13 protein-coding genes are annotated in these 11,815 nt (G+C 31.0%); 11 read left to right on the top strand and 2 right to left on the bottom strand.

What is annotated here, in order from left to right; all coding sequences use genetic code 11:
• Window positions 1–173: 173 nt before the first annotated feature.
• Genes ACXJH6_RS03055 through ACXJH6_RS03040 form a run of 4 tightly spaced genes read left to right on the top strand, consistent with a single transcriptional unit; the run spans window position 174 to window position 3,994 of the window.
• The gene (locus ACXJH6_RS03055) at window positions 174–1,100 is read left to right on the top strand and encodes an RluA family pseudouridine synthase (protein ID WP_456470300.1); all 927 of its coding nucleotides are present in this window, start codon (window positions 174–176) and stop codon (window positions 1,098–1,100) included.
• Complete coding sequence (locus tag ACXJH6_RS03050; protein WP_456470299.1) at window positions 1,039–2,232, top strand: hypothetical protein; 1,194 nt, start codon at window positions 1,039–1,041, stop codon at window positions 2,230–2,232. The genes ACXJH6_RS03055 and ACXJH6_RS03050 overlap by 62 nt, the downstream gene beginning before the upstream one ends.
• Window positions 2,233–3,339 (top strand): tRNA (guanosine(46)-N7)-methyltransferase TrmB, encoded by a 1,107-nt coding sequence (gene trmB, locus ACXJH6_RS03045; RefSeq protein WP_456470298.1) that lies wholly within the window; start codon window positions 2,233–2,235, stop codon window positions 3,337–3,339.
• A complete protein-coding gene (locus ACXJH6_RS03040; protein WP_456470297.1) occupies window positions 3,332–3,994 on the top strand; it encodes a cell division ATP-binding protein FtsE in 663 nt (220 codons plus the stop codon). The genes trmB and ACXJH6_RS03040 overlap by 8 nt, the downstream gene beginning before the upstream one ends.
• 314 nt (window positions 3,995–4,308) lie before the next feature.
• Here ACXJH6_RS03040 and ACXJH6_RS03035 read toward each other — a convergent pair whose 3' ends face one another.
• Together ACXJH6_RS03035 and ACXJH6_RS03030 are read right to left on the bottom strand one after the other, a co-directional pair.
• Window positions 4,309–4,578, bottom strand: coding sequence for a hypothetical protein (locus ACXJH6_RS03035; protein WP_456470296.1), 270 nt, complete (start codon window positions 4,576–4,578; stop codon window positions 4,309–4,311).
• A 22-nt stretch (window positions 4,579–4,600) separates the two neighbouring features.
• Window positions 4,601–5,485, bottom strand: coding sequence for a hypothetical protein (locus ACXJH6_RS03030; protein ID WP_456470295.1), 885 nt, complete (start codon window positions 5,483–5,485; stop codon window positions 4,601–4,603).
• Here ACXJH6_RS03030 and ACXJH6_RS03025 point away from each other — a divergent pair.
• The 7 genes from ACXJH6_RS03025 to ACXJH6_RS02995 form a co-directional block, all read left to right on the top strand.
• The gene (locus tag ACXJH6_RS03025) at window positions 5,465–6,247 is read left to right on the top strand and encodes a hypothetical protein (RefSeq protein ID WP_456470294.1); all 783 of its coding nucleotides are present in this window, start codon (window positions 5,465–5,467) and stop codon (window positions 6,245–6,247) included. The genes ACXJH6_RS03030 and ACXJH6_RS03025 overlap by 21 nt on opposite strands.
• A complete protein-coding gene (locus ACXJH6_RS03020; RefSeq protein ID WP_456470293.1) occupies window positions 6,244–7,344 on the top strand; it encodes a murein hydrolase activator EnvC family protein in 1,101 nt (366 codons plus the stop codon). Before ACXJH6_RS03025 ends, ACXJH6_RS03020 begins: the two co-directional genes overlap by 4 nt.
• Window positions 7,345–7,377: 33 nt before the next feature.
• On the top strand, window positions 7,378–8,097 hold the full coding sequence (gene pyrH / locus ACXJH6_RS03015) for a UMP kinase (RefSeq protein ID WP_456470292.1): 720 nt from the start codon (window positions 7,378–7,380) through the stop codon (window positions 8,095–8,097).
• Window positions 8,098–8,108: 11 nt separating this feature from the next.
• Window positions 8,109–8,312, top strand: a complete 204-nt coding sequence (locus ACXJH6_RS03010) for a DNA-directed RNA polymerase subunit omega (RefSeq protein WP_456470291.1) — start codon at window positions 8,109–8,111, stop codon at window positions 8,310–8,312.
• Complete coding sequence (locus ACXJH6_RS03005; RefSeq protein WP_456470290.1) at window positions 8,309–10,429, top strand: RelA/SpoT family protein; 2,121 nt, start codon at window positions 8,309–8,311, stop codon at window positions 10,427–10,429. Before ACXJH6_RS03010 ends, ACXJH6_RS03005 begins: the two co-directional genes overlap by 4 nt.
• Window positions 10,422–11,645, top strand: coding sequence for a tyrosine--tRNA ligase (gene tyrS, locus ACXJH6_RS03000; protein ID WP_456470289.1), 1,224 nt, complete (start codon window positions 10,422–10,424; stop codon window positions 11,643–11,645). Before ACXJH6_RS03005 ends, tyrS begins: the two co-directional genes overlap by 8 nt.
• On the top strand, window positions 11,645–11,815 hold a 171-nt coding region (locus tag ACXJH6_RS02995), incomplete at its 3' end, for a nitronate monooxygenase (protein ID WP_456470301.1). The genes tyrS and ACXJH6_RS02995, both read left to right, overlap by 1 nt.

The following is an 11,815-nucleotide window of genomic DNA, read 5'->3' as shown; positions in this document are numbered from 1 at the left end:
TTAGCCCCTCTTAGGTGTATAATACTTATATCTAAGTTCTCAATCATCTCGCACTCTTCCAAGTGCCCTTCCCGTTTTGGGATTGAAAGTATATTAAATTTCCTTCCTTATGTCAAGTGTTTTCTTGAAAATTTTGGAAAAATTTGGAAAAATTTTAAAAAAAGGATAAAAATGTGGAAATAACAGCAACAGAAGAAAACAGATTAGATAAGTTTTTAACTCAAAAACTAAACGTATCAAGAAATCAAATAGAAAACCTTATAAAAAAAGGATATGTTAAAGTTAACGAAAAACAAGTTTCTAAAGGTGGAATTAAAATAAAGCCAAATGATAAAATAAAAATTTTATTACCTCCAAAAGAAGAAAAAGAAACCAAAAAAGCGGATTTTGATATTCCTATAATATATGAAGACGATGATTTACTCGTAATAAATAAACCTCCTGGAATAGTAGTCCACCCTGCCCCAAGTTATAAAGAAGCCACACTCGTGGACTGGTTAAAACAAAAAGGTTATTCTCTATCAACTCTTGCAGGAGAAGAAAGATTTGGAATAGTACACAGAATAGATAAAGAAACAAGCGGGGCGTTAGTTATTGCAAAAAACAATAAGACCCATGAATTTTTAAGCAATCAATTAAAAGACAAAACCATGGGAAGACATTATCTTATGATATTAAACGAACCGTTAAAAGAAACAAAATGCATAAATGCTCCTATTGGAAGAAATCCTAAAAACAGACTTAAAATGGGTATCGTACCAAATGGAAAAGAAGCGATAACCCTATTCGTTCCTATTAAAGAAAATTTAACCGCGGCAAAGCTATTTACGGGACGCACCCATCAAATAAGGGTACATTTAACAAAACTCGGAAGATATATTATAGGAGATACCACGTATGGCAAAAAAAATCAAAACATCCCAAGAGTTATGTTGCATGCCAGAGAAATTTACTTAACTCATCCAAACGGAAAAAAACTTAGTATAATAGCACCAATATTTGAAGATTTTAAAAAATATATGCCAAAAGGAATTAAAGATGAAAAGATTGATAATCTCAGCGACTATTTTAATGCTAATAACGGGTTGTGCGGTAAATAAGCCTGCTCCCAAATCAAATCCAAATTTACCAAAAGTGAGTGAATTTAAAGCATATCCTGACAGAAACGCCATGGCGCTTTTCTGGTCACCTGTAAATAATATCGAAGGCTATTATATTCAAAGATATAATGAAAAAAATAAAAAATGGATTCAATTAGCAACTATAAAAGACCCGTTTAAATCTATTTATATAGACAAAAAATTAAAACCAAATACAACATATAAATATAGAATTGCAACTTTTAAAAACAATATTCCGTCTTTAGCAATTGAGACAACTCAAAAAACACTTCCCCCTATGATGCTCGTTATACCTCTAGAAGCCAAACCTCTTACAAAAGGTATCGTTAAAATAGTTTTCAGACCTCATCCAAACGAAAGAGTCGTAAAATATATTATAGAAAGATTTAATGACGAAAAAGCGAAATGGGAAGAAATAGCCACATTAAATCACAGAATGGAAGTTGAATATATAGACAAAGGTCTTCAAGACGGAAAAATTTATAAATACAGAATATTCGCAATAAGTTATGACAGAATAAAATCTCTCCCTTCCAAAAATATTGTTGTTTCAACCTATCCAAAACCTCCGATAGTTTTGAATATAAAAGCAACAATAAACCTTCCAAAACAGATAAAACTTACATGGAGCCCGGTTCAAAATGCAAAATATTATAAAATTTATACTAGCGATTTTGCAAACGGACCTTTTAATTTTTATAAAAAAGTTACCAAAACAGAATTTACCGATTATTTAAAAGAGGACGGAGCTAAAAGATATTATAAAGTAACAGCTGTATCCCCTCACAATACCGAATCTTTATTAGATGAAACCCCAGCCGTTATGGGACAAACGTTACCAAAACCAACAACCCCAATAGTGTCTACAAATCTTTTCCAAAACAAAGTCGAATTCGTTTTCACCTCACCGGATAACAGAGCGGCGAAATATCTTATTATAAAAGAGGAAAAAGAAGGGGTCTTTAAAAAATCACAAAAAAAATTTGTTGTAAATAAAAACTCTTTTCAAGACACTATAACCCCTAAAAAAAGATATACATATTATATATATGAAGTGGATAAATACGGACTTATTTCAAAAGAGCCAGCAAAAGTAGAAATAGGAGGATAAATGCCCCATATAGTAATAGACAGATTTGAAAAAATAAATTATCCTGTAAAAGTGGATGATGTGGAATTCTTATTTCAAGCGGAAAATTTAATAGGGGTAAAAACTCCTATTTCAAAATTTCTAATAAAACTCCAGCCTAAAGAAGACGGAACTTACCTTATAAAATATGATAAAATCACCAGACCTATAATAAGCGAAATCAAAAAAGCTTATGAAGCAATTATAAAATTACAAAACGCAAAAATAATTTTTGAAAACATACGCGGAATTAAAGAAAAACTTCCCAATAAAAATCTTTTAAATATAGAAGACGACTTAAGCGGCATCGATATCGTAGAAGTAGGATTTGGAAGCGGAAGACATTTAATTCATTTAGCAAAAGAAAATCCCGATAAAATCATTTTGGGAATAGAAATACACAAACCTTCTATAGAACAGGTCTTAAAAAGACTGGAACACGAAAAAATATCAAATGTAAGAATATTAAATCACGACGCAAGAATAATTTTAAGTAAAATCCCCTCAAACAATCTTGAAGCAATATACGTACATTTTCCGGTTCCATGGGATAAAAAACCACACAGAAGAGTTATGAATAAAGATTTCATAAACGAATGCATAAGAACATTAAAAAAAGACGCTTTTTTACACTTAAGAACGGACAGTGTAAAATACTTTAACTATTCGCTTAACCTGTTTTTGGATTATAATAAAATAGATATAAGAATCAAAAAAAACATCCCTTACGTAATATCGAGCAAATATGAAGACAGATGGAAAAAACTTGATAAAGATATTTATGATATTTATATGATAAACCATGAAATTTCAGAAGAGTTAAAAGAAAATTTTGATTTTACTTTTGAAAAAAAACTTAAAAATCTCGATTTTAAACCAAAGATTTATAACAATTTTGTAATTCATATAGAAAAGGTTTTTAAAATAGACGAAAACAGAGAACTTATAAGATTAACATTAGGTAATTTTAACAGACCGGAGCATTTATATATATTAAATAAAGATAAACCGGAATATTTTAAAGCTCCAGCTCCAATAAAAGAAAATTATCTTGCCCATTTAGAACTTAAAAGGCTGTTTAATGGCTAAACTCGTAGTGGCTAAAAATTTGTATATCTCCTATAATTCCCAACCTATAATACATGATTCCACATTTTCCATAAACAGCGGGGATTTTGTTTTTTTAACAGGAGTCAGCGGCAGCGGTAAAACAACTCTTATAAAAGCAATGTATGGAGAGGTAAAACCTAAAGGAATACTAAACATAGGGGGATTTGAAGTAAATAATATCTCAAAATCAAAACTAGCCCTTCTTAGAAGACACCTCGGTATCGTTTTTCAGGATTACAAACTTATTCCGGAATGGAATATTTTAAAAAACGTTATGCTTCCCCTGTTAATAACTGGAATTGAAAAAACAACAGCGGAACAAAAAGCACTTGAATTGTTAAAAAAAGTTAAACTATCTCACAAAGCTGACAAATTTCCGGCGGAGCTTAGCGGAGGGGAACAACAAAGAGCGGCAATAGCCAGAGCTATTATTCACAATCCCGTTATGATATTGGCAGACGAACCTATAAGCGGTCTGGACGAATATTCAGCCTCTCTTGTTATGGACCTTTTTACCATGGCTAATAAAATGGGAATCACTGTTATAATAGCTTCTCATTCATTACCTAACGAATTTAATGTAAAATACAGACAGTTACATATAGAAAAAGGATATATTTACGAAATGTCTTAAAATTTTTTAAAAATTTATTAATCAAATCCTCATCTACTTTTTATAAGCCTTATCGTGTATGGCAATATTAATAAAAATTATCTTATTGCCCTTTACAACAAAATCAATTATTATCCGATATTTCATCGTTAAACTAACACTATGAAATTTTTCCAATGGTGGATTAAGGTTATGCAATCTTAAAGACGGATGAAATGGATTTGATTTTAATAATCTTAGAATTTTCTCATATCTGCTTAATAACTCTGAATGTTTTTTAAAAAATTTTTTCTCAATTCTCTTATAGTTTTCAGGAAATATCAACTCATACATTATCAATCTCTAATTGAATTTTTTAATTCATTTAGATGATTTTCAAGTTCTTCATCGGTTTTTACAATTTCTACATTACCTTTTGCAATATCTTCTTCTGCTTTAAGATAAGCCCACATAAGCTCTAAATCTCTCAATCTTTCATACTCATTTACCTCTATAATGACATATTTCGGTTTGCCCCTATAACTTAAAATAGCTGTACCGTTTGCATTAATCTCCTCTTCAATCGCTTTTACTCCCCTATTTCTTAAATCAACTACATTAAGCATAATTTATCCCTTTTTTGTATAGTTAAACTATACAATTATAACGAATAAGAACAATTTCAGCAACTCCAGCTGCCGGTGCCGCTTTTGAAGCAACTTTTAATGCTTTTTTCCCGGAGTCTTTTGCTACTTCCAAACTTTCTGTTGCAAAACTCTTGACTTTTTCCGTTGTCTCATTTATAATATCTTTAGTTTTATCAAATATAGACGGTTTATGGCTTGAATTATATAAACCGCCGCTAGTATTTTTTGAAAGGATTTGACCATGGGAGGCATTTTTGCTGGTATAACTCTTGGTGTGATTATTGGTGTTGTGGGAGCTATTTTTAACTGGATTGTTTACTTTATTAGGAAAATGAGGTGATAATTTATCCATAATTTTTTTCCCAACCCAAGTTCCTACTCCACCCATTGTAAGTAATCCGCCCAATTCTTTTGCACCATCAATAAACTCGGCTACACCATCAGCTAACTGACTTCTAAGTTGTCTACCATTTTTATAGAACTGAGAAGAATCTACGTTTGTCAGAGCTTCGCCGGTAAGAGGATTAAAGGCAACGTCAGCTCTTGCGCCTCCGATAAATAATCTCTCCATTCTACTTCCTTTAGCAAGCTCCCAACCTTTTATAAATTTTTCAGCATCACTAGCAACTAACTTACCGTCTTTATATTCAGCAAGTCCGTATTTTAGTACATCTTTTATAAAGAAAGAAAAAAAATCGCTTGCCGATTTATCAACGTTATTTCCTACAAATGCTCCCGCGATACTTCTTACTAAAGAGTTAAATGCCCTCACTTCTCCGTACATAATCACCATAGGAGAAATAATAACTGCGGCAATACCGAATAAATATGCTAAAATTCCAAAAAGCAGAGAAAAAGGAAAGCGTTGAATTATTTTAAAAGCCATATAACGCTTATATTAGCGCTTATATCTATTCTTATCAGTATATTTTTATTCAGAGCCTTTAACAAAATATTAAAAGAATATGAAAAAAGTATCGTAAACAATTACTCTATCGTAATAGTTTCAACTTCTAAAATAGAATCTTTAAATATTAAAGAAATTTCATCAATAGAACCCATAAGCATTAAAGGGCAAATAAACAATTTAAGAAAAAAATTTAAAAATATAGATTTTAAAAAAATAAATTTTCCTTATTTTTATAAACTAAAACTTTCCAAAATGTTAAGTCCAAAAGAGATAAACAGACTAAAAGAAAAATTAAAGCAAAAACCCTATATCAAAAGAATTTTAACCCATTCAAGTTCTCAGACAAAAATATACAACTTATTGATGCTTTTAAACATTATTACTAAAACATTTATGGGAATTACAGGAATTTTAGGATTTTTGCTTATTTTAAAACAGTTAGAAGTATGGAAACTGTTACACAATGAAAGAATGTATATCATGGAACTTTTCGGAGCTCCTTTTTGGTTAAGGGGAGCGGCTTTATTTAAAATAGCCCTTTTTGATTCTGTAATATCTCTTTTAATTACTTTTGGTATTATATATTACGTAACAAATTCTTCTCTTTTTACCCAAATAATTCAAGAACTCAATATTAATTTTACAATAGACTATATAAAAGAGTTTTTATTTTTAGCTTTAATCTCCTTATCTATAGCTGTTATATCCTCGATAATGGTGGTGATTTCTCAAAAATGATTAAAAAGTTAGCCTTTTTATTAATTCCTATTTTTCTATTAAGCGGAGTTAACAATATAAAAAAAGAACTCTCTCAAACAAAAACCGTTATTTCAAAAATGAACGATAAACTTGACCAACTAGCAAAAAAAATTGCCCAAAAAGAACAGACATTAAAAAAACTTAATGATAAAATCAAAACATTAAACAAAGAAATAAAAAAACTTGAAGTATCACTAAAAAATTCCAATCAGATTTTAAGCGAATTTAAGGATTTAAAAAAAGGTCATGAAAAAAGATTAAAAATTATACAAGATGAAATAAACGATTTTTTATCTACAAATTATTACATCTCTTCTCAGGAAATAGATAATATTAACGATTTAATATATAATGAATTAAATAAAAAGATACTTCAACAATATTCTGAAAAAATAGAAAATCTATTATCTTCTAAAGAAAATCTAAAAAAAGAGATTAATACCATATCTTATAAAATAAAAACAATTGAAAACCGAAAAGAAACATTAAAAAACAAAAAACAAAAACTGCTTAAATTGCTTAAAAAGAGAAAACAGGAAATAGCAGAGTTAAAAAAACAAAAAAAAGAATATAAAAGAAAACTTTATACAATGATAAAAAAACAGCAAAATCTCCAAAACAAATTAAAAGAACTCTTAATAATCAGAAAAAGAAAACAACAAGAAAAAATAGCAAAAATACCTACAAAAATATACAGAGGAATGAAAACAGTAGCCCCTCTTAGAGGAAGAGTCGTAAAAAAATTCGGAAGTTACATAGACCCTATTTATAAGATAAAAATATACAACGATTCTATTACGATAAAACCTTATAAAAAAAATTCGGTAGTCAGAAGCATACTTCCGGGGAAAATAGTGTATATAGGAAAAAGTTCGGGTAAAAATATTATAGTTATAAAACACAAAAACAATATTTTCAGCATATACGCCAATTTATCCAAAGTATCTCCTCTTTTAAAAAAAGGAAAATATGTAAAAAGAGGACAAATAATAGCACGGGTTGAAGACGCTTTAGAATTTGAAGTTACATATAAAGAAAAACCTATTAACCCTTTAAAAGTAATTTCTATTAAATAATTTTGGTAAAATATCATTTTAAAAAGGGCTTAAATGAAAAGAAAAGAAAACAGAATATTAATCAAATTTTCTGGCGAAGCCTTAGCCGGTGAAGACGGATTTGGTATCGATACAAAGGTTTTGAAATATCTTGCAGATGAAATAAAATCGGTAATAGACGAAGGATTTGAGGTAGCGGTCGTAATAGGCGGCGGAAACTTCATAAGAGGTGTAAGTGCCGCTAAAGACGGAATCATAAAACGTACAAGCGGGGATTATATGGGCATGCTAGCAACAGTAATAAACGCTGTGGCTATGCAAGAAGCCCTTGAAAACGACGGTCTTCAGGTAAGAGTCCAAAGTGCTATAAAAATGGAGGAAATAGCCGAAAACTTTATTGTAAGACGCGCTATAAGACACCTTGAAAAAGGAAGAGTCGTAATATTTGCCGCAGGTACGGGTAATCCGTTTTTTACAACCGATACCGCGGGAGTTTTAAGAGCCAGCGAAATAGGTGCTAGTGCAATTATAAAAGCAACGAAAGTAGACGGCATTTATGATAAAGACCCTAACAAATATCCAGATGCAAAATTATTAAAAGAACTTTCATACGAAGATGCACTAAAAGACAATATCAAGGTTATGGACGATACGGCTATAGCCCTGGCAAAAGAGAACAAACTGCCTATTATAGTATGCAATATGTTTAAAAAAGGTAATTTACTTAAAATACTTAAAAACGACCCGGATGCCAAATATTCCATAGTAAAATAAAAAGGAGAACCATGAGAATAGAACAAATAAACGCAAAAGCCCTTGAGAGAGTAAATTATGACAGATATCTTTTAAGTCAAGCCGTTGCAAAAAGAGTAAACGAACTTTTAAACGGAGCAAAACCTCTAATAGATTTACCAAAGAAAAATATGCAATTAACCGAAATAGCTATTATGGAAATCGCTGAAGGTTTAATTAAGGTTAAAGAAATTTGAGAGAAGATTTCTTAAAATTAATAAAAAAAATAGAAAAAACAAAAACCGTTGAAGAGGCTTCTTCTCTCCTGTTATCAAAAACCGATACCCATAAAATAAGAAAAGCACTTGAATTTGCGATAAAAGCCCATCATGGCCAAAAAAGAAAAAGCGGGGAAGATTATGTAATCCACCCTATCTTAGTAGCAACCATTACAAGCTATTTTAATGAAAACGAAGACGTAATAACCGCCGCTATTTTACATGACGTGGTTGAAGACACTCCCTATACAATATATTATATAAAAGACGAATTCGGCAAAGAAGTTGCAAATCTCGTAGAAGGACTTACCAAAATAGTAGAAATAAGAGACCACTCTTTAGTACCTTCAACTTCTAACGAAAAACTTGCAAAATCGGCTTTAACGTTTAGAAAAATGCTTATAAGTTCCATACGGGATATAAGAGTCCTTGTTATTAAACTATGCGACAGACTTCACAATATGCTAACGCTTGATGCTTTACCTCCTAAAAAACAAAAAAGAATAGCTGAAGAGACTCTTGTAGTTTATACCCCCATAGCTCACAGATTAGGAATAGCCACCCTTAAAAATATTTTAGAAGATTTGGCTTTTAAATATTTACTTCCAGAAGAATATAAAAAAATAGACGAATACATTAAAGCCAATAAAGAAAAATTTCAGTTAAAACTTAACGATTTTATTCAAAAAATAGAAAACCTTTTGTTAAAAAACGGATTTAAAGAAAATGAATTTGAAATAAAAAGCAGAATAAAACATTATTATTCTATTTTTCTAAAAATGCAGAGAAAAGGAATATCGATTGAAGAGGTCCTTGACCTGCTTGCTGTTAGAATAATAGTAAAAAAACCGATAGAATGTTACAAAGCCCTTGGACTTGTTCATCTAAATTTCAGACCCTTAATCAGCAGATTTAAAGACTATATAGCCATCCCAAAAGAAAACGGATATCAGACCATTCATACAACCGTTTATAATAAAAACTCTATTATAGAAGTCCAGATAAGAACGTTTGATATGGATAAAAACGCGGAATTTGGAATAGCGGCCCACTGGAAATATAAATTAAATACGGCTATGCCAAATACAAAATGGCTTGAAGATATGAAATTTGACGAAAATATAGAAGATTTTTACGAACTTGCCAAAAACGACCTCTTTAGCGAAGATATAGTCGTATACTCACCAAAATTTGACACCTTTACTTTACCCCTTGGAGCTACGGCTCTTGATTTTGCTTACGCTATTCATACCGATGTTGGAAATAAAGCCGTTACGGCTTATGTAAATAAAGAAAAAGTTTCTCTCCTTCATCAGCTGAAAACCGGAGATATAGTAAGAATAGAAACAGGAGAAAAAGAGATTCCAAGATGTACATGGATAGATGCTCTAAAAACAAGTAAAGCAAAATACGAACAAAAAAGACTCTGTCGAGCAAAAGAAAAAGAGATAAACAGAAAACTGGCTATTGCTATTTTAGAAGGTATTTTCGATTTGGACTCTTATAAATTAAGAGCCGTTATAAAAGCCAATAATTTATGCGATTCCATTCCAAAAATCGTGGATGATAAAAACTTTTTAAAAGATGTTATTAAAAAAATATATACAACTTTAAAAAAAAGAAATATTCTTTATTTTAAAAATATTAAACTTAAAGAATATGAATTTGGAAACATTAAAATTTTAAGCAATAAACCTATACACGATATAAGTTTTCATTATTGCTGTCACCCTAAATACGGAGATAAAATATTAGGTCTTTTAGATAAAAAAGAAGTTGAAATTCATCATAGATTTTGTAATAATGCGGAGAATAAACTGCAAAAAGCGGTATTCGTCGAATGGACTCAAAATGCTCAAAACAGATTTTTTTTAGTAGTAAGACTTCCCAATAAAAAAGGGGAGCTTAGCAAATTTATCAGCTTTTTAACAAAAATGGATATTTTTATCCACTCAATAGAGCTGGGAAAAGATTCAAACAACTGTAAAATGGAAATTGAATTTAATGAAAAAATTTATGAAAACATTAAAAATAAAATTCAAAAAGAGTATAAAATAATTGAATTCATACCAAAAAAGGATGCTTATAATGGATAAAGAATTTGAAAAACACCCAAAACTTAAAGAAGCAATGGCGGAACTTCAAAGAGGAAGCGCCGAAATAATCGGTCTAGAAAACATTGAAAAACTGGTAAACCGCTTTTTACATACAGGAGAGAGGTTCACAATAAAAGCCGGGTTTGACCCTACAGCTCCTGACTTGCATTTAGGACATACGGTACTTCTACAAAAACTAAAAACTTTTCAGAAATACGGAGCGAGGGTTCAGTTTTTAATCGGTGATTTCACCGCACAAATCGGTGACCCAACAGGAAAAAGCGCAACCCGCAAAATGCTGACTCCCGAAGAAGTTCAAAAAAATGCACAAACATATAAAGACCAGGTTTTTAAAATTCTTGACAAAGAATTAACCGACGTAGTCTTTAATTCCGAGTGGCTAAACGCTCTTGGAGCCGCTGGAATAGTAGAACTTACAACAACCTACACGGTAGCCAGAATGCTAGAAAGAGACGATTTTGAAAAAAGATTCAAAAGCCAAACCCCAATAGCCATTAGTGAATTTATTTATCCTCTTTTACAGGGTTATGACAGCGTGGCTTTAAAAAGCGATATAGAAATAGGAGGAACGGACCAAAAATTTAACCTTTTAATGGGAAGACACCTTCAAAACGTATATAATGTAGGAAAACAGCAAAGTGTTATTATGATGCCGCTGCTTGTAGGACTTGACGGTATTAACAAAATGAGTAAATCTCTTGGCAATTACATAGGAATAACGGAAGACCCAAATACTATTTTTGCAAAAGTTTTATCAATTTCCGATGAATTAATGTGGGATTGGTATGAATTACTAAGCGAAAAATCCATTAAGGAGATTGAAGAGCTTAAACAAAAAGTAAAAGAAGGCTTAAATCCAAAAATAGCAAAAGAGATGCTGGCTATTGAAATAGTTGACAGATTTCACGGAAAAGGAGCCGGCATCAAAGCAAAAGAACATTTTGATAAAGTCCATAAACAGGGACAAATTCCAGATAATATAGAAACATTTGAAATTGAACCTATGAATATAGTGGATGCTTTAGTAGAAACTAAACTTGCAAACTCAAAAAGCGAAGCAAGACGTCACATAAAAGGTGGAGCCGTAAGAGTAAATCAGGAAAAAATCAGTGACCAGAATTTAATGCTCGAAAGCGGAAAAGAATACATATTACAAATAGGCAAAAGAAAGTTTGCCAAAGTAAAGGTGAAATAATGAATCCGTTAAAAATTGGAAAACACACTATAAAATATCCTATCGTACAAGGCGGAATGGGACTTGGTATCAGCTGGGACAGACTTGCCGGAAACGTTAGCAAAGAAGGCGGTCTTGGAGTAATTAGCGCAGTCGGGACCGGGTATTACGAAAATAAAAAATACGCCAAA

It is taken from the genome of Caminibacter sp. (assembly GCF_053999135.1).
Note: the sequence above shows the minus strand (reverse complement) of the source record. Positions and strands in the feature narration are given on the sequence as shown.